The organism is Butyribacter sp. (assembly GCF_056818865.1).
In genome coordinates, this window is sequence record NZ_DBLYGC010000021.1 from 23,365 (window position 1) to 42,478 (window position 19,114).

General features: G+C 36.5%; 15 protein-coding genes. All 15 read left to right on the plus strand.

From position 1 onward, the window contains the following. Positions 1–140 precede the first annotated feature (140 nt). The 15 genes from ACZLXV_RS10350 to ACZLXV_RS10420 all read left to right on the plus strand — a co-directional run bounded on the left by ACZLXV_RS10350 (position 141) and on the right by ACZLXV_RS10420 (position 19,057). Positions 141–1,559 carry an MFS transporter gene (locus ACZLXV_RS10350; protein ID WP_482383356.1) on the plus strand — a complete coding sequence of 473 codons (1,419 nt, stop codon included), beginning with the start codon at positions 141–143 and terminating at the stop codon, positions 1,557–1,559. Between the two features lie 292 nt (positions 1,560–1,851). Beyond that, positions 1,852–2,991: a leucine-rich repeat protein gene (locus ACZLXV_RS10355; protein WP_022224269.1), complete on the plus strand. Its 1,140-nt coding sequence runs from the start codon at positions 1,852–1,854 to the stop codon at positions 2,989–2,991. A gap of 76 nt (positions 2,992–3,067) precedes the next feature. Further along, positions 3,068–3,922 carry a hypothetical protein gene (locus ACZLXV_RS10360; protein WP_482383357.1) on the plus strand — a complete coding sequence of 285 codons (855 nt, stop codon included), beginning with the start codon at positions 3,068–3,070 and terminating at the stop codon, positions 3,920–3,922. Between the two features lie 191 nt (positions 3,923–4,113). Beyond that, a complete protein-coding gene (locus ACZLXV_RS10365; RefSeq protein ID WP_482383358.1) occupies positions 4,114–6,306 on the plus strand; it encodes an alpha-galactosidase in 2,193 nt (730 codons plus the stop codon). A gap of 177 nt (positions 6,307–6,483) precedes the next feature. After that, on the plus strand, positions 6,484–7,530 hold the full coding sequence (locus ACZLXV_RS10370) for a LacI family DNA-binding transcriptional regulator (protein ID WP_022224272.1): 1,047 nt from the start codon (positions 6,484–6,486) through the stop codon (positions 7,528–7,530). A gap of 267 nt (positions 7,531–7,797) precedes the next feature. After that, positions 7,798–8,445: a DUF4230 domain-containing protein gene (locus ACZLXV_RS10375; protein ID WP_482383359.1), complete on the plus strand. Its 648-nt coding sequence runs from the start codon at positions 7,798–7,800 to the stop codon at positions 8,443–8,445. 62 nt (positions 8,446–8,507) lie between these two features. Beyond that, positions 8,508–9,134: a DUF4230 domain-containing protein gene (locus ACZLXV_RS10380; protein WP_482383360.1), complete on the plus strand. Its 627-nt coding sequence runs from the start codon at positions 8,508–8,510 to the stop codon at positions 9,132–9,134. Positions 9,135–9,325: 191 nt separating this feature from the next. Next, entirely contained in the window at positions 9,326–10,606 is a 1,281-nt protein-coding gene (locus ACZLXV_RS10385) for an O-acetylhomoserine aminocarboxypropyltransferase/cysteine synthase family protein (protein ID WP_482383361.1), read from the plus strand. 415 nt (positions 10,607–11,021) lie between these two features. Next, complete coding sequence (locus ACZLXV_RS10390; RefSeq protein WP_482383362.1) at positions 11,022–12,476, plus strand: Ig-like domain-containing protein; 1,455 nt, start codon at positions 11,022–11,024, stop codon at positions 12,474–12,476. 116 nt (positions 12,477–12,592) lie between these two features. Then, positions 12,593–13,582 carry an Ig-like domain-containing protein gene (locus tag ACZLXV_RS10395; RefSeq protein WP_482383363.1) on the plus strand — a complete coding sequence of 330 codons (990 nt, stop codon included), beginning with the start codon at positions 12,593–12,595 and terminating at the stop codon, positions 13,580–13,582. 25 nt (positions 13,583–13,607) lie between these two features. Then, positions 13,608–15,242, plus strand: a complete 1,635-nt coding sequence (locus ACZLXV_RS10400; RefSeq protein WP_482383364.1) for a hypothetical protein — start codon at positions 13,608–13,610, stop codon at positions 15,240–15,242. Positions 15,243–15,263: 21 nt separating this feature from the next. Next, entirely contained in the window at positions 15,264–16,043 is a 780-nt protein-coding gene (locus ACZLXV_RS10405) for a CpsB/CapC family capsule biosynthesis tyrosine phosphatase (protein WP_022224279.1), read from the plus strand. A gap of 11 nt (positions 16,044–16,054) precedes the next feature. Continuing rightward, positions 16,055–16,813, plus strand: a complete 759-nt coding sequence (locus tag ACZLXV_RS10410; RefSeq protein WP_482383365.1) for a YveK family protein — start codon at positions 16,055–16,057, stop codon at positions 16,811–16,813. Then, complete coding sequence (locus tag ACZLXV_RS10415; RefSeq protein ID WP_022224281.1) at positions 16,806–17,489, plus strand: CpsD/CapB family tyrosine-protein kinase; 684 nt, start codon at positions 16,806–16,808, stop codon at positions 17,487–17,489. The genes ACZLXV_RS10410 and ACZLXV_RS10415 overlap by 8 nt, the downstream gene beginning before the upstream one ends. Before the next feature lie 35 nt (positions 17,490–17,524). Continuing rightward, positions 17,525–19,057: a sugar transferase gene (locus tag ACZLXV_RS10420; RefSeq protein WP_022224282.1), complete on the plus strand. Its 1,533-nt coding sequence runs from the start codon at positions 17,525–17,527 to the stop codon at positions 19,055–19,057. Positions 19,058–19,114: the final 57 nt, after the last annotated feature.

Below are 19,114 nucleotides of genomic sequence, written 5' to 3' on the forward strand. Positions count from 1 at the left end.
TTCTAAATCAAAGAAATTCTGTGAAAATAAAATAAGATGATAAAAGGGGTAAAATACCAGATAGCAATTTGTATGTAAATATATATTGCTATCTGCTTTTGAACCTTGCATAATAATATAAAATTACAAGGAGAAGAAAAATGGCAGATACACAGAATACACAGGTTGCAATACCGCTTCCTGAAAATAAAAGAAAATGCGTACAGGCAGGCTGCATATGCATGATGCTTTCGGTAGCGATGTACGGGCTCGTTTTTGCAACACTCACATCACCTATATTGGAGAGCGTAAATGCGATGGGATATGTCGGATTGTTTTCGATATTCTCGGCACTTGGTTTGTCTATTATGACACCAATCGGTGGTAAACTCGGTGATTTGATTGGACGCAGAAACATAGTAGTGATTCCGGGAATTATATGTGCGGTATGCGGTATCGCATTTGCATTTGTGCGTTCGCTTGTTCCGCTTATGGTATTAAGACTTTTGATAAGTCTTGCACAGGGAGCATTTACCGCAGCACCTTACATTATAACAGGACTTATAAATGAGAGAAAAAAAGTGCCAAAGGCGATGGGAATGCTTGCGACATCGATAGCGGTAGGTGGTTTTGGCGGAAGTATTTTAGCAGGAATTCTCACAGATATGGGAATGCTTCAGGCAGCGATAATTATGCCGGCAGTACCTCTTATAGCAGGAGTGATTCTTATCGGTTTAAACCTTCCAAACCAGAAGAACGAGGAAAGCGTAAAACTCGATGTACCGGGAATAATAACACTTGTTATTGCACTTTGCGGCATATTGCTTGCACTTAATTTTGGTTCTTCTGTAGGATTTACACATCCTGCAATTATAGCCGGCTTTATTATTGGTATTGTGGCGTTGATTGTGTTTGTCAAAATTGAAAACAAAACGGATGAACCGCTTATACCGATGTACTTATTTAAAAACAAAAAATATACTGTTCTTCTTGTGATAGGCTTTATATGTTATTTTTATCAGAATGCTATGAATGTATATGCACCTATAGGGGCATTGCAGGTTATGAAAGCATCTACAAGTCTTACGGGAGCGTTACAGATGCCTAGAACCTTGCTTACAATAATACTTCCTACAATTGCCGGAGTATGGGTTGGCAAGAAGACTGCAAATGCATGGAAAGCTATGGTTGTGGCAACTGTTTTTGTTGTGATACCTATGGCTATGATGGCATTTACCACACCATCTACATCAATAATGTTATATTTTATTGCACTTACTGTTACGGGAATTGCCGAAAGTTTCAGAGCAGTTTCAATTACGCCGACGGCACAGGCAACTTTGGAACCGCATGACATGGGTGTAGGAACATCACTTGTGAATTTTGCAAATTCGCTGGCACAGACTATCTCGGCAGCAGCTTTTGCGGTTGCTTACAATGCGTGCACGGCATCTGATCCTACGAATACCGCATTTATAAAAAATGGTGTAAATGCAGTATTTATAGTGGCAGCTGTAGTTACAGCGGCAGGATTTATTTTGGCTGTTGCAGTTATAAGACCACTTATAAATGAAAAATAGTTGTCTGCTTATTCAGATGTAGTAATAATGTTAATTAAAGATTAAAGCCTGTTTCTCAAAAAAGAAAGAAAATCTGTTTTGGATTTCCTTTCTTTTTTGTTATATATGCACTAAAAACAGGTGAATTTCGCTGATAAAATTGTCTTAAATTACATGCAATTGCATTGGTATTTTAAGGGTAGTTAAATTATAAACAATGATATAAAATTTTAAATATAATGAATGATAAAGTTAATTAAAAATACTTTACAGAGTTATAATTTAACAGCTTAAAAATAAAGGAGAGATTGTAATGAAAAAAAGAAGGTTGAAAAAAGTAATGACAGGAATGCTTACGGGTGCACTTGTTATTTCCGGGTTTGGGATAGGAGGCTTTGCACAGAAAGCAAAAGCAGACAGTACAGAGCTTAACTTAAATGGAAAGTACCATGCGGCACTGGGAATCCAGACGTGTAATGTGGAGTGGTTTTCACGTTTTGGATATTATGGAAAAGATGACAACAAATATTATGGTACAGATAAATTTGCAAAACTTGTAGGAAATGATAAAACTGCAAAGGGAACTTTCAATGATGTTGAGATTGCAGGGAACGGAACGTATGAAGTATCACTGACAAATGCAGAATTTCAGGGTGAAACAGCAATATCACAGCTGCATATTGCAACGGATATACCGGTCAAAGATAAAGATGACCTGATTAAATTTACGGATGTAAAGGTTACGGTAAACGACAAAGAGTTTGTTTCTTATGACAATGCAATACTTGAAAATGAAAAATATAATAAAAACGGAGCAGTTATACTTATTGCAAATCATTGGAGAACAAATGTTGTTGCAGCACTTAAAGATAAAGGTGTTTTAGAGGATTCAAGCAACGGATACAATCTTTTGAACGGCAAAGGCAAAGAGAATATATCAGTAACATTTACAGTATCAGGATTCAATTATAATAAGGGTGAAACTCCTGACGGAGAGCCAATAATAATTGATGTTTCACCGGCAGCAAAAGTCGGTACAAAAAAGAAAGTATCAGGGAATACATATGTAGTTACAAAGTCTGATAAAAAAACAGGAACTGTAGCACTTGTTGCAGGAAAGAAAACAGCTGCAAAAGTTACAATACCGGGTGCCGTCAAAATAGGAGATTATTCATATAAAGTCACAGAAGTCAGAGCTTCGGCATTTGCCGGAAGCAAAAAAATTACAAGCATAAAGCTTGGAAAGAATGTTGTAAAAATAGCCGATAAAACATTTAGCGGATGCAGTAAACTTGACACTATTGATTTATCTTCAAATACATCACTGAAAAGTGTTGGAAAAAATGCAATAAAAGGAGTATCAGCAAAGTGTGTAATTAAAGCTCCGAAAAACAAAAAGGCAGCATATAAGAAATTATTTGCAGGAAAAGGGAAAAAAGTAACAGTGAAATAATTTATCACTATCAGGTTGCAAAGCGGATTGTGAATATCCGTCTGACCATATAAAATAAGGAAGGAATGGTACTAAAATGAAAATAGCAAAGAACTTTAAAAAGGCAGCAGCACTTACGCTTGCAGGAGCAATGGTATTGTCACTCTCAACAGGAGCACAGGCTGATGCAGCAAAGAAGAAAAAACTTGATCTTAATGGAAAGTATCATGCGACAATGGGCATCCAGACATCGACAAAGCTTTGGTATAACCATTTGGGATATTATGAGAAAACTCAGAATAAGTATTATAAGACTGATAAGGCGGACAAGATAGTATATACAAACCCTGATACACAGGAAGAAACAACTGCAACAGGTACATTTACTGATGCAGAGATAGCAGGAAACGGAACATATACTTTGAAACTTGAAGGAGCAGACTTCCAGGGAGAGACAGCGATTTCACAGCTTCATATTGCTACTGACATTCCTTTAAATGACAAGATTAAATTTACAAATGTAAAGGCAAAAGTGGATGGCAGAGAAGTTACTTCATTTGATGAAGGAGTTCCTGAGAATGAAGAGCCATACTTACAGGGAGGAACAGTTATTCTTCTTATGAACCATTGGCGTCCTGAACTTGTTAAACAGCTTCAGGAGGACGGACTTTCAGAGAGTGCTGAGAGCGGATACGATTTGCTCAAAGGTACTACTGATGAAAGCGTAGAGATTACATTTACTGTTTCAGGATTCAATTATGACAATCCGGATGCTGTGGAGGAAACACCGGAACCTACACAGGCAGCAGACAGCAGCAGTGTTTCGGGTTCAACTTCAGGCAGTGAAACAGACAGTGACAGTTCCGGAGTTCCTGTTGTACCTATTGTTATAGTAGTTGTGGTAGTAGTTGCGATCGGCGGCGTTATGGTTTTCAAATCTAAGAAAAAATAATTTTAAATTTCTTATACTTTAATATTTAAATGCCCTATAAGCAGCAAAAATGTTTATAGGGCATTTTTGCCGCATAATAGAGGTTTCAAGATACAGGTGAAAAAAGTTCTACAGGACTTCCTAAATCAAATGTGTTATACTATGATTTGTACTTGCGCACAAACTTGAGATGCCCTGAAAAGAGGGCAAGAATGGAGAATGATATGATTATTTTTGACGAAAAAGAAAAGATATTTAAAATTGACACGGAAAATACAAGCTATGTGATGGGAGTTATCGACGAGAAATATCTTGTACATATTTATTATGGAAAGAAACTTTCTGGTACTCATCTTGCCTATCTTCTTGATATGGACAAGGAGGAACTTTCGGAAATTCATATAAATTACGGAGAGAAGTCATCATTTCTTGACAGACTTCCTATGGAATATCCGACATCGGGAATGGGTGATTTTAGACAGAGCTGTATAGAAGTGGCAGAAGATATAGGAAAATACGGTGTAGAGCTTTACTATGAGTCGTATGAGATTATTGACGGAAAACCTGAACTTGAAGGACTGCCTTCGACATTTGGTGATGATGTACAGACGCTTTGTATAAATTTAAAAGACGATATCCTGAAACTGGAAGTTGAGCTCAGATACTCTGTTTTCACCGGAAATGATGCAGTTATGAGAAGTGCTGTTATCTCGAATTATGGAGATAAGCCGTTATACCTTGACAAAGTATTATCTGCTTGTGTTGAACTTGGCTACGGGCAGAATGAATATATTACTCTTCACGGTTCATGGGCAAGAGAGAGAAGAATTGACAGACAGAGAGTGGGATTTGGATACCACAGTGTAGAATCGTCACGTGGAATATCAAGCCATCAGGAACATCCTTTTATGGCAGTTGTCTCTGAGGGGGCAACTCAGGAAACAGGCGATGTATATGCGATGAATTTTGTGTATTCGGGAAATTTTGTCTCATTTATTGAAAAGAGCCAGTTCGGTTCACAGCGTTTTGCAATGGGAATAAATCCCAGAGGATTTTGCTGGAAACTTGGTGCAGGAGAAAAATTTGCCGCACCTGAAGTTGTAATGGTATATTCCGATTCAGGTCTTGACAAAATGACTTCAACATTCCATGACCTTTACAGGGAACATCTTATAAGAAAGTCATGGGTTTACAGTAAAAGACCTGTGCTTATAAACAACTGGGAAGGCACATATTTTGATTTTGACGAGAAGAAGATATTTGATATAGCCAAAGAAGCCTCAAAACACGGAATAGAGATGTTAGTCATGGATGACGGCTGGTTTGGAAAAAGAAACGATGACAGAACAAGTCTCGGAGACTGGTTCGTAAACGAAGAAAAATTAAAAGGTGGCTTAAAGAAACTTGTAGATAATGTAAATTCTTTGGGAATGAAGTTTGGAATATGGTTTGAGCCTGAAATGATTTCGCCCGAATCGGAGCTTTACAAAAAACATCCTGACTGGGCAGTACATATTGAGGGAAGAGAGCCGGGACAGGTCAGAAATCAGCTTGTGCTCGATTTGAGCCGCAGGGAAGTTATAGAATATGTATATGAATCAGTAGCGTCTATTTTAAGACAGGCAAACATTGAGTATGTAAAATGGGATATGAATCGTCCGTTTACCGATATAGGAAGCAGTGAGCTTGATGCTGACAGACAGGGAGAGATAATGCACAGACATACACTTGCGGTTTATGAACTGCAGGGAAGACTCTTAAAAGAATTTCCTTATCTTCTTCTTGAAAACTGCTCAAGCGGCGGAGCGAGATTTGATCCCGGAATGCTTTATTTCAGTCCTCAGATATGGTGCTCGGATGATACGGATGCGATTGAAAGGCTTGCTATCCAGGAGAGTACGGCACTTATGTATCCGCTGTCTGTAATAGGAGCGCATGTGTCTGACTGCCCAAATCATACGGTAGGCAGAGTTACTCCGTTTAAGACAAGAGGAATTATTGCTATGGCGGGAACTTTTGGGTATGAGTTAGATGTTACAAAGATACCTGAAGAGGACAGAGATATGATAGCTTCACAGGTTGAGACATACAAAAAATACTGTCCGCTCATTCAAAGTGGTGACTATTACCGCATAGCGTCTTATCAGAATAATCATTATTTTGACTGCTATGAGATAGTGTCAAAGGATAAAAAAGAAGCAATCTTTGTGTTTGTACAGGTGATTGCACAGCCTAATATGCATAGCATAAGAGTTAAACTTAAAGGTCTTGATAATGAAGCAAAATACAAGATAAACGGAACCGTATATGATGCAGATGCGCTTATGAACGGTGGATTTATTATTAAGAGACCTTGGGGAGATTTTCAGGCAGAATTGTTCCATATTGAAAAAATTAACGATTAAGTTATGGATTACTGACAATTTACTTAAATTATGATAATTTTTAAGTAAAAGTTAATATGTTCATGTGCTTACAGAGGAGGCATGAAAGGTTCGGCTGTTGCATATGTATCATCATATTTGCTCGGAGGCGTTATGGAAGAACTTAAGGTAAAATCATAGCAATTGGAGGAAGAAAATATGGCAAAAGCAGTAAAATTATCAGATATTGCTGCGAAAATCGGGGTAAGTACAGTTACGGTTTCAAAGGCTTTATCAGGTCAAAAAGGCATGAGTGATGAGTTGAGAGAGCGTATAGTTGCCCTTGCTGATGAGATGGGTTATGTCAAGAGAGTACAAAATAAAGAAAAAGAAACAGGCAGAAGTTTTAATTTGGGTGTTATAGTTGCCGAGAGATATATAGTTGAAAAACAGTCTTTTTATTGGAATATATATCAGGAAATTTCCCAGAGAGCAATCAAAAAGAGATGTTTTACAATGATTGAGATTGTAGAATACGCAGCGGAAAACGGATGTGTTATGCCAATACTTTTATCTGAAAATAAGGTTGACGGCATTATCGTAATGGGAGCATTCGGAAAAAAATATATGAAAGCAGTAGAGAGATGGACGAAAGATTTTCCGGTTCTTTATTTCGATACCACTATAGGTGATGAGGCAGGAGATTATATTGTGAGCAACAATCTTTACGGTGGATATAATATGACAAATTATCTTCTTGACAGAGGACACAAAAAGATAGGATTTGTAGGCACAAGACTTATGATACCGAGTATTGATGACAGATTTTTTGGATATCTTAAAGCTCTTATGGAAAGAGGTATTGAGTACCGCAAGGACTGGATTATCGATGACAGAGACAATGTGTATGGAAAAATGGACTATGACAGACAATTTATTCTGCCAAAGGAAGTTCCAACGGCATTTTTCTGTAACTGCGATAAAGCTGCAAGTCTCATTATCAGAAAACTTGAAGAAGCAGGGTACTCAGTGCCAAATGATGTATCGGTTGTCGGATTTGACAATTTTGAATATGATCAGGAAGCGGATATAGGAATTACTACATATGAGATAAATATAGGTGAGATGGCAACGAGGGCTGTCCACATTATGATTCATAAAATGCAGAATGCATCTTATTCTGCAGGAGTTTTTTCTATACAGGGAAAAATAATAGAGCGTGATAGTGTGAAAACCATAGATGGGAGCATACCATATGCCGATTAAAAATGAATTTTAATCTTTAAATAAATCATGCAATAAAGGGAGAAACGCTTATCCTTGAACTTGACGGAAAAATGCAGATAGTTGCCTCTGTTGCCAAATAATTTTAATATGATATGACTTTGGAACGATATAAATTTTTTAGGGGAATTTATATCGTTCTTTGTCGTATTTCTATTTGTTTAATGGAAAATTGTATAAGATTGACAAATGTATTGTTGTAGGTTAGGATAGGGATTATAAATAGGTGAAGTCTGAAAGTGAGGTTTTATGTTTGTTGTAAGATGGTTTTTAGGGCTTGGAACACGTATTAAGAGTATTTTGATTACTGCGCTGATACTTATTCTGATTTTTGGTACGATTTTGGTGAAAGTTCATTTTTCAAAGAAAGCAGTACCAAAAGTTTCATATTCTAATGTTTATTCCGAAAGGATTGAGGGGATAAGTGAACTTGCGGTATTGGGTACAACGTACAATGGGATTACCGAGGTTAGAAATGAGTGGTTTTTAGATGTGCTTGACGAAGTTGCACTTATGGAATATAAGGCGGAAGTAAAAGTCGGAGTTGAACTTTCAAAAGCAGAAGTAAAAGTTGATGACAAGAAAAGAAAGATTGATATTAAATTGCCGTCAGCGGATGTGATTGATATAAATATATTAAAAAGCAGCATAAAATGGGATCAGGTTTCATGGAACAAACTCGAGGGAAAGCAGTTTTTAAAGCAGGGACAAGCCCAGGCGGAACTTGAATGCAGGGAAAAAATAGATAAAACGGATATGGTCGAAAAAGCAAATATGAGAGCAAAGGTACTTGTCGAGGATATGTTTGAGAGTGCAAAAAAGTGCGAAAATCCATATACGGTAAATGTATCAGTAAAGCAAAACGGAGACATCAGTGAAAATGTCAGTGTCAGATAGTGAAATGAGAATTAAATCTGTGATACATTTGGTGTACTGTTAAAAAGATGAAGTGAGGTAAAATGGCAGACAATAAAATGACGGATAAAAGCTTAAAAGAAAAGGTTTTGGACAACAGACTTGTTCGCAGCATAATAACTGTTGTGGCGGTTATGTGCGTGGCATTTATAATACTTTTGGTAAAAATTAATATTGACAATAAAGATGCACGAAGTTCTGTTGTGACTGAAGATTTTATAAGCGGACAGCTTCAGGAATTAAACGAACTTGCCACTTCTAAAGTCATATATGACGGGGTCGTTGAAATGGAAGATGACAGCGGTATATTTAAGAAAAAATTTTATGTTAAATACACCGGTGAGGTTAAATCTTATGTAGATATGTCGAAAGCAGATATTAAGATAGATGACAGAAAAAGAAAGATAAGTATCACACTGCCGCATGCAACTGTCGGTGAGCCTAACATAGGAAACAATTATCAGTTCTATGATACTTCCTGGATAAAATCAGATAGTCTGGAGGCGGGCACAAAAGCACTTGTTAGAGCTGAGGAAGACTGCAAAAAGAAAATTGATGAAAAAACAATGATTGAAACAGCGGACGGTTATGCAAAAGAAGCAGTTGAAAATCTGCTGTCATCATTTAAAGATATTTCAGAGCCTTATACTTTCGAGGTGAAATTTAAATAAGAACAATATAGTATTGTTTACAATAGCTGCTGTGACGATTGTTACGGCAGTATTTTTTGCGATTTTTTTATAATCATGGTATAATGATACAAATACTACTAAATCTGTAGCATTTGTAGAAATTTAATGGCGCTGTTTATATTGAAAGTATGAACAGCAGAAAAAAATGATAGGAGAGGATTTAAAATACTATGAAAGATTATACGATTAACACTAACTGTGTTCAGGCAGGATATACTCCGGGAAACGGTGAGCCAAGACAGATACCGATTTATCAGTCTACAACGTTTAAATACGATACAAGTGAGGACATGGGAAAATTGTTCGACCTTGAAGCAGAAGGATATTTTTATTCAAGACTTCAAAATCCTACAAACGATCTTGTGGCTGCCAAAATTGCACAACTTGAAGGAGGAAGTGCAGGAATGCTTACATCATCCGGACAGGCGGCAAACTTTTTTGCAATGTTTAATATCTGTGAGACAGGAAGCCATATAGTGTCATCTTCATCTATATACGGAGGAACATTTAATCTTCTTGCAGTTACGATGAAGAAAATGGGAATAGATGTTACATTTGTCGACCCGGATTGTACAAAAGAAGAGCTGAATGCTGCATTTAAGGAAAATACAAGAGCGGTATTTGGTGAGTCGATTGCAAATCCGGCACTGACCGTACTTGATATTGAAAAATTCGCAGAGGCGGCACACGAACACGGAGTACCTCTTATCGTAGATAATACATTTCCGACACCGGTAAATTTAAGACCGATAGAGTGGGGAGCAGATATTGTTACGCATTCGACAACAAAATATATGGACGGACACGGAGCTGCTGTTGGCGGAGCAATTGTTGACAGTGGAAAATTCGACTGGATGGCACACGCAGACAAGTTCCCGGGACTTTGTACGCCTGATGAATCATATCATGGCATTACATATGCAGAGAAATTCGGAAAAGAGGGTGCATTTATTACAAAATGTACATCACAGCTTATGAGAGATTTGGGATGTATTCAGTCACCTCAGAGTGCATTTATCCTTAATCTCGGACTTGAGTCTCTTCATGTACGCATGCCAAGACATGTAGAAAACGGACAGGCTGTTGCCGAGTTTCTTGAAAAGCATGAAAAGGTGGAATATGTGAATTATCCTACACTTCCGTCAAACAAATACTATGAAATGGCAAAAAAATACCTTCCGAACGGTGGTTGTGGTGTTGTCTCATTTGAGATAAAAGGCGGAAGAAAAGCGGCAGAGAAATTTATGAAGAATTTGAAACTTGCAGCTATAGAAACACATGTAGCAGATGCGAGAACATGTTGTCTTAATCCAGCGACATCTACACACAGACAGATGACAGATGAGCAGTTAAAAGAAGCAGGAATATCTGCCGGTCTTATAAGAATATCTTGCGGTCTTGAAGATAAAGAGGACCTTATAGCGGATATTGCACAGGCACTTGAAGCGTAAAGGCAGTGCATGTGTTTTTGTGAAATTCTAAATGTATATAATGACAGATAGACAAAAAGACAGAAAGAAAATAATCTTCCTGTCTTTTTGTCGTTAGATGGAAGTCTATAAATAAGCGTCAAAAGTGTTAAAAATTCTATATCTTCCAGTGATAGATTTTGGGTTTTGATATATGCATTTGCAGTATAAACGATATAATTGGAACCCTTGCATAAAGATGTGTTACTTAATCTAAAGCTGTCGAAAAATATTATTTGACATAAAAGTATCATAAAAAAAAGTCCAACTTGACCTTGACAATAAAATATCTCACCACTATAATGATAGCTGTATTAATAAGTTACGTTTACATAGAGTACAGAAACATCATATATCTGTGTATTCGTTACCAAAAAGAAAAAATGGAGGCAGACACATGAGAAGAAAAGTGGGAAGAAAGGTCATTTCGACTGTATTATCAGCTGCTTTAATTACATCTGGAATCGCATTTCAGAGTAGTGACATATCAGCAGCTAAGAAAGTTACAAAGTTAACTTTAAACAAGAAGAGTGCTACATTATATCAGGGAGCTGATAAGGCATATTCTTCAATTACATTGAAAGCTACAGTAAAACCTAGCAAGGCCGCAAAGGTTAAATTTACAACAAGCAATAAAAAGATTGCTACAGTAACAGCAAAGGGTGTTGTAAAAGCTAAAAAGGCAGGAAAAGTTACAATTACTGCAAAAGCCGGAAGCAAGAAAGCTGTATGTAAGATAACAGTAAAGAAAGTATCTAAGAAAATCAAAAAGATAACAGTAAAGAAATCTAAAGTTACAGTTTATGTTGGCAAGACAAGCAAAATTTCTACAACAGTAACTCCTAAAAAAGTAACAATTAAAAAGCTTGCATATAAGACAAGCAATAAGAAAGTTGCTACAGTAACAGCAAAGGGTGTTATTAAAGGTGTAAAAGCCGGAACAGCAAAGATAACAGTTGCAGCAGTTGATGGAAGCAATAAGAAAGCTACAGTTGCAGTTACAGTTAAGAAAAAGGCTGCAAAACCAAGTACAGCTCCTACAACAGAGCCAAGTACAGCTCCTACAACAGAGCCAAGTACAGCACCAAGTATAGCTCCTACAACAGAGCCAAGTGCAGAACCATCTACAGCACCAAGTATAGCTCCTACAACAGAGCCAAGTGCAGAGCCATCTACAGTACCAAGTATTTCACCAAGCCCAAGTGCAACACCTGGCAACAATGGCGGCGGTTCATCATCAAGCGGAGATACAACACCTGTATATTCAGAAGTAAAAGCTATTGACAATGGTAATGGCACTGTTACATACCCTCTTAATACAGATAAGACTTACAAAGTTATATATGGTAGTGAGAGTGCTGAGATTACAGCAAAAGATGTTGAAACTATTATGACATATGTTAAAACATATGCAGGACAGGCAAATACATATAATACTGTTGCATCAGCATATGAGAAATTTAATGCAAAGATTAAAACTGCTGAAGGACAGAGTGCAAGCTTAGACAATCTTGATGCAGGAAAAGTAACAGTAAAACTTACAGGTAATGACACATATCATATAACAGTTGCAGGAAAAGCAAATACTTCAGCAAATGGAGAATATGATGTAAAAGTTACAGTTTCAGGTGACAATGTTAAGGTTGAAACAACTGATTCAACAAACAAGACAGTTACAGGAACAATAACAAGCATTACAGCTAAGAAGATTGTTGCTAAAGATATTAAGGTTACTAAAGATACAAAAGTAGTTGATATTGCATCAGCAACAGTAGAACTTAGCGACCCATATGTAAGAGTTACAGTTCCAAAATCTGACAAACTCAGCAACTTAAAAGTTTATGCTAAATAGCATTGTTTAAAAACCCCTTTGTTAAATATTATATGGTGGCTGCCGTAAATTTTGCGGCAGCCATAAATTAACAAATCTGATAAAAACGGATAAGTATATTGAAAAGAGTATCGAATATGAAAAAGACAAGAATAAGGAAAAGTATAGCAATATTGACATCGGCTGCAATTTTATTAACAGGTATTTCAGTATCAGCAGCCACAAAAAATATAAAATTTGTAAAGAGCAAGCAGACAGTTTATGTAGGAAAAAAATTAACTTTGAAAATAAGCGTGCCAAAAAAATATAAGAAACAGACTTCAAAAATAAAATGGAGTTCTTCAAATAAAAAAGTGGCAGTTGTAAATAAAAAAGGCGTGGTTACAGCAAAGAAAACAGGTAAAACAGTGATTAAGGCGAAGTTTTATGGGACAACAGCTAAGTGTACCGTTACTGTAAAGAAAAAAACAACAACAGTAAAGCCGACGGTTAAGCCTGATACAACAGCAACACCGGCTCCAACAGCAGTGCCTGCAGAAAGCAGTACACCGACAGAAAGTTCAGTACCAACAGAGAGCAGCAAGCCTTCTGAAACTAAAACACCTGTAGAGAGCACAAAACCGACAGAAAGTGCAGCACCAACGGAGAGTAGCACACCGGTTCCGACAGAAAGTGCGGCACCGACGGCAGCACCGGAACAGAGTACACAGCCAACACAGACACCAGATGCAGGCAAAGGAAAGCTTACTCCTGTTTCAGGCAATGGTGCGGTGGCAGCATATGGTGTTGTCAAAATCAACGGAGAAGTAAGAACTGTTTATCTTGTAAACAGAGATTATGACGGAAGTCTTAAAATTGGTTTCAAAGGAAATGTTTATGAGCAGAGCGGAAGTGTAAAAGACGGCTTGGTTATGCTTGACACATTGTATGTGACAAAAACAAATTCGGCAGGAACGATAAAAGTATCAAGGAAAAGTCCTGATACAGTTTGGACAATATCTGACCTTGTAGATAATAAAGACTATTATTTCTATGTTGAAAGAAGAAATACATATGATACATCTTATACAAATTGTGGAGCAATTTACTTTATAGGAGATGTATCTGACGTAGTATCAGTATATTGATTAATAGTATGGGAGTCTTAATTAAATGAAAACATTAATTCAAAAGATATGCATTGTTATGGTGGTGATTGCAGGTACATTTGCATTTGGAACGACAGGTGCAAGTGCTGCGGGAGGTCTTAATGCCGCTGAGCAAAGAGCAATAGCGGCTGCGCAGCAGCCGTTTGAATACAATGGAAAAACATATGTTGTAAATTCGTCATATATATCACAGGCGACAGCCAAGTTATCTGCTGATAATGTGGATATGTCGGATGCTGAGGCGAATCAGTATATTGCACAGTTTGGTGGCAGTCATCAGGAACTTGTGGAAGAGGGATACTGTAATGAGGTGTCATCAGGCAGTGGAAATGACGGAACTGATGCTTCAGAAAAAAAATCTGACAGCAAGAAAGATAATAAAAAAGACAAAAAAAATACGGATGGCAGCAGTAAAAAATCAGATGATACCGAAAGTGAACATTCGACTAAAACATCCAGCTTAAACAGAATCTTTTTGAAAAAGTTTTTAGGTGCGGGTAAACAGCAGACTGATACCACAAATGAACAGCAGCCGGAAAATACAGCAACAGCAAATCCGCAGGAAACATCGGCTGCTGAAAATGTCTGGGTTGATGAGGAAGACAAGCTTAATACAGTTTCAACTATAACGGCAGATGATGTTGACTATACATATGCAGACAAAGTTGATATTTCGTATGGCAGCAGACAGTATGACTCTGAATATGATTTTCTGAAAGATATTCTGCATATCAAGGAAATAAAAACATTGTGGTTCTGCGTTTTAGCGGCAGCAATATTGGCACTTGTCTTACAGATAGTATATATATTTACTGTTAAAAAAAGAGGTCATAAGAAAAGAAAATTAAGATGTGCGATAGCAGTATATTCAGGAGCAGTTATAGCCTGCATTACGATATTGATGATAGCATCACTTGTAGTCAGATGTGGATTCTTAAACACAAGTACGGTAGACAGAGAACTTATGGAGAGTGACTATTTTTCGGGAACTGTACAGACTGTAAGAGAGATGGCAAAAAAAGATTTAAAAGCAGCAGGATATGATGAAAGTCTGGCTGAGGACATATTTAAGCTGTCAAATATTTATATTACGCAAAAGCAATGTATTAAGGATGTACTTAAAAAGGGTGTAAATAAGCAGAACTTTTCAAATCAAAAGATTAATGAACTGCTAAAAGAAAAAATAACAAACGGCTCTGAAAAAGAAAATCAGAAATTGACTGAAAAATTGGAGTCAGATTATAAGTCTGCATTTTCATTTAAATATGGAGATGCTGTATACAAATGCAATAAAGAATTTAATGCAGTATTTATCGGAATGCTTATATCAATGGTACTCATTTTTGTGATTATGTTTGTTATGATATTCCAGATGTACGAATATAAGCATAAAGCGGTAAGAGTGTATGCATTTGCTATAACAATAGCATCTGTACCGGCGATAGCAGCAGGAGTATTTTTAAAGATAGCCGGGGTGCTATCAAAAGTTAAAATATCTCCGGTATATTATCAGGATTTTCTTACCAAATATCTTGGATGGAATATAAATATATGTATTTATATGGGACTTATAAGTCTGCTTATAGGTATAAGTTTATTTTTTGTCAAGAATTATCTGCACAGACTTTATGTAGAATAACCGGTCAGGAGGTGAGGTAAAATGCAGCCGCATAATGAAAGCTCAAATAACGATAAAGCAAATTATGATAAATCGAATCGCAATGGGTCGTACTATTATGATTTGCATACCCATATAATTCCCGGTGTGGATGATGGCTCAGACAGTCTTGAAGAATCATTGGAAATGATAAGACAGATGCGTGAACAGGGAGTTCTAAATATAGTTGCAACACCTCACTATCCGGATGGGCAAAGTGAAAAAATAAATGATGTGTTTATATTACTCAAAGAAAAAGTAAATGAATTGTATCCTGATATGAAACTGTATCTTGGAAATGAACTTTTGAATGGTCCGGGTATTATAGATGCATTAAAAAATAAAAATGCATTGACTATAGCTGATACAAAATATATCCTTGTAGAATTTCTTCCGGGGGATTCGGCAAAAAAAATATATGCCGCATTAAGAGAATATATTATGGAAGGGTATATTCCGATTGTCGCACATATTGAGAGATATGAAAAATTATATAAAAATTATGATTTTTTAGATGAACTCATAAATATGGGTGCGTATATTCAGATGAATACGGAAAGTATTGTAGGAGGTTTGTTTGACAGGCATGCTGCGTATTGCCGCAAGCTTTTGATGAATGGTTATGTACATTTTCTTGGAAGTGACTGTCACGGTGCAAACAGGAGAAAACCACTCATGAAAGACGCAATTGAGAAGTTAAAACTGGAATTTGTTAACAGCAGTCTTGCAGAAAAAATACTATTTGAAAATCCAATAAAAATGTTGGAAGGAAAATACATTTGAGGAGTAATCTTATGGAAAAAGAACAGAATGATGAAGTTGAGATTGACTTAGTTGAGATTTTTACTCTGCTTAAGGAAAAGATAATAAAAATATTTGGAATCGGTGTAATACTTGCGGCATTGATAGGTATTGGAACATTGTTTCTCATAAAACCAAAATATGAATCAACATCAAAACTCTATATAGTAGGTGAAACAAACTCAATAATGTCACTTACATCATTACAGGCAGGTTCACAGCTCGCACAGGATTACATACATATAGTTCAGAGCAGACCTGTATTGGAAAAGGTTATATCAAATTTAAATCTGGATATGGAATATGATGATTTGCTTGACATAATCACACTTAATAATCCGTCAGACACAAGAATACTTGAAGTGACAGCAAACACGGATGACCCTTATGTGGCAAAAGAAATAGTAGATGAAATCGGAAAGGTGTCTGCTGACAGAATCAAATCAATAATGGGAGTTGAGCCTCCTACAACAGTTGAATACGGACATGTGGCAGACGAAAAATCAAGTCCAAGCCTTGTGAAAAATACGGCGTTAGGATTTTTGGCAGGAATATTTGTAAGCTCATTTATCATAATAGCTCTTTATCTTTTGAACAATACGATTTCATCAGAAGATGATGTAGAAAAGTATCTTGGACTTAATAATCTTGGAATAATTCCAATTGAAGAAGGTTCAGTTGAACAGATGATGAGAGATAAGAAGAAGAGAAAAAAACGTCAGAAGCAAAAGGCAGGTGTAAAACATGAATAAGATAAAGTTTGAAACCAGAAAAGAACTTGACTACAGGACAAATGAAGCTTATAAGGCATTGAGGACAAATATAGCCTTTTGCGGTGACAATGTCAAAGTAATAGATTTTACAAGCTGTACACCAAATGAGGGAAAATCAAGTGTTACATTTAATCTTTCGGTATCGCTTGCTGAGGCCGGGAAAAAAGTAATTATGATAGATGCAGATATGAGAAAATCGGTTCTTGTCGGAAGATATAAGGTAGGAAGTGTTGAAAAGGGACTTGCTCATTATCTCACAGGTCAGAATACATTTGATGAAGTTTGCATGGAAACAGATATTGAGGGAATGGACATAATATTTTCCGGCAATTATGTGCCAAATCCGGCGGAACTTCTTGGCAGTGAGAATTTTGAAACGCTTATGAAATTCTGCAGGGAAAAATATGATTATGTCATAGTTGACACACCGCCGCTTGGCTCGGTTATAGACAGTGCCATAGCAGCTAAATATGCGGATGGAGCAGTTATAGTCATAGAAGCAGATGCCATAAATTATCATTTTGTGCAGGATGTAAAAAAACAGCTTGATAAAAGTGGAGTAAGAATACTTGGAACCGTACTAAACAAAGTTCCGGTAAAAACAGGGAAATACGGTTATGGAAATTATGGATACGGCAATTATGGTGAGTATTAGTAATTTTTGTTAAGGTACGAGGAGCCTGAAAGATAATGTATGAAAAGAGACAAAAGAAATGGGATAAACATATTGATTTTATTCTGCTTGATAAACTATCCATAACAATTGCATTATTTTTGGGTTATGTAGTAAGACATGGTTTGGATCTTACTCGTAAAAATATATTCCCGACCATATACATAAGACTATGGATTATATTGTTGATTTTTGACATGTGTGTAGGCTTTTTGTTTGAAAGCTATACGGGAATACTAAGACGTGGATATTTAGATGAGCTGAAAAAAGCAGTCAAGCATGGCTGTATAACAGATATGTTTGTTATGGTTACTCTGTTTATAAGTAAAGAATTATCATTATATTCAAGAAAGACCATGTCTGTATATTTCATAGTGCATATTCTTTTGATGTATACATTAAGGTGTTTAAGAAAGCATTCTTTACGGAAAAAAATGATAAACAATCCGTATGTTGAACATATGCTGATATTGACAGACAAAAAACATAAGGATACATGTGTTAATAAATTATCAGAGGACAAGTACAGAAATTATAAGATTGTCGGAGTAGTAATAGCGGAGCAGGAAGACATTGTAAAGAAATATAAGGTACAATACGAAAAATTATCGAAAAAAGAAGAAAGTGTAAAAAAAGATGATTTTTTAGAAGCAATGGAGGAAGTTGCAGCTACATTTGATGGCATAACGGCAGATACATCAGACATCATGGAAGTTTGTAAATTTGATGAACTGGAAGATTACCTTCTGAACAATGTAATTGACAGCATATTTGTTGATATGGAAATGACAGAATACGCAAAGAGCTTACTAATCAATTATTTGATGTCATCAGGAGTAACGGTACATATGAACCTCATAAATCTTCCTCATGAACTCTTAGATAAATCCGTAGAACAGATTGGTGAATTTACTGTTCTTACTGCTGGGATGAGAGTGGCAACAAAAAGACAGCTTATAGAAAAAAGGCTGATGGATATAGCAGGCGGTCTGACAGGTCTTATTATAACGGCGATTGCATTTGTCATATTTGCCCCGATAATATATATCCAATCACCCGGACCTGTATTTTTTAAGCAGGACAGGGTTGGAAAGAACGGAAGAATATTTAAATTATATAAATTCCGTTCAATGTATATGGATGCAGAAGAAAGAAAAAAAGAACTTATGTCCCAGAACAAGATGGATGGACTTATGTTTAAGATGGATAATGACCCAAGAATAACACCGATAGGAAAATTTATCAGAAAATATTCGATAGACGAGCTTCCACAGTTTTTAAATGTCATAAAAGGAGATATGAGTCTTGTAGGAACAAGGCCACCAACGGTCGATGAATACGAGCAGTATCAGCTTCACCATATGGGAAGACTTAGCTCAAAGCCGGGAATAACAGGACTTTGGCAGGTGAGTGGCAGAAGTGATATGACAGATTTTGAAAAGATTGTGGAACTGGATATAAGATATATATCTAACTGGTCATTGAGTGAAGACATAAGGATTTTGTGGAGAACAGTGAAAAAGGTAATTCACGGAGAAGGTGCGGAGTAGTTTGGGAAAAGGAAGTGAAGATATTGTGGTATGTAATTCAGACAAAATCAGGGTGGC

Coding starts and splice junctions, on each gene's coding strand:
- ACZLXV_RS10360 (WP_482383357.1), top strand. CDS start 3,068: ATGAAAATAGCAAAGAACTTTAAAAAGGCAGCAGCACTTACGCTTGCA.
- ACZLXV_RS10420 (WP_022224282.1), top strand. CDS start 17,525: ATGTATGAAAAGAGACAAAAGAAATGGGATAAACATATTGATTTTATT.
- ACZLXV_RS10385 (WP_482383361.1), top strand. CDS start 9,326: ATGAAAGATTATACGATTAACACTAACTGTGTTCAGGCAGGATATACT.
- ACZLXV_RS10375 (WP_482383359.1), top strand. CDS start 7,798: ATGTTTGTTGTAAGATGGTTTTTAGGGCTTGGAACACGTATTAAGAGT.
- ACZLXV_RS10405 (WP_022224279.1), top strand. CDS start 15,264: ATGCAGCCGCATAATGAAAGCTCAAATAACGATAAAGCAAATTATGAT.
- ACZLXV_RS10395 (WP_482383363.1), top strand. CDS start 12,593: ATGAAAAAGACAAGAATAAGGAAAAGTATAGCAATATTGACATCGGCT.
- ACZLXV_RS10355 (WP_022224269.1), top strand. CDS start 1,852: ATGAAAAAAAGAAGGTTGAAAAAAGTAATGACAGGAATGCTTACGGGT.
- ACZLXV_RS10365 (WP_482383358.1), top strand. CDS start 4,114: ATGGAGAATGATATGATTATTTTTGACGAAAAAGAAAAGATATTTAAA.
- ACZLXV_RS10390 (WP_482383362.1), top strand. CDS start 11,022: ATGAGAAGAAAAGTGGGAAGAAAGGTCATTTCGACTGTATTATCAGCT.
- ACZLXV_RS10410 (WP_482383365.1), top strand. CDS start 16,055: ATGGAAAAAGAACAGAATGATGAAGTTGAGATTGACTTAGTTGAGATT.
- ACZLXV_RS10415 (WP_022224281.1), top strand. CDS start 16,806: ATGAATAAGATAAAGTTTGAAACCAGAAAAGAACTTGACTACAGGACA.
- ACZLXV_RS10350 (WP_482383356.1), top strand. CDS start 141: ATGGCAGATACACAGAATACACAGGTTGCAATACCGCTTCCTGAAAAT.
- ACZLXV_RS10400 (WP_482383364.1), top strand. CDS start 13,608: ATGAAAACATTAATTCAAAAGATATGCATTGTTATGGTGGTGATTGCA.
- ACZLXV_RS10370 (WP_022224272.1), top strand. CDS start 6,484: ATGGCAAAAGCAGTAAAATTATCAGATATTGCTGCGAAAATCGGGGTA.
- ACZLXV_RS10380 (WP_482383360.1), top strand. CDS start 8,508: ATGGCAGACAATAAAATGACGGATAAAAGCTTAAAAGAAAAGGTTTTG.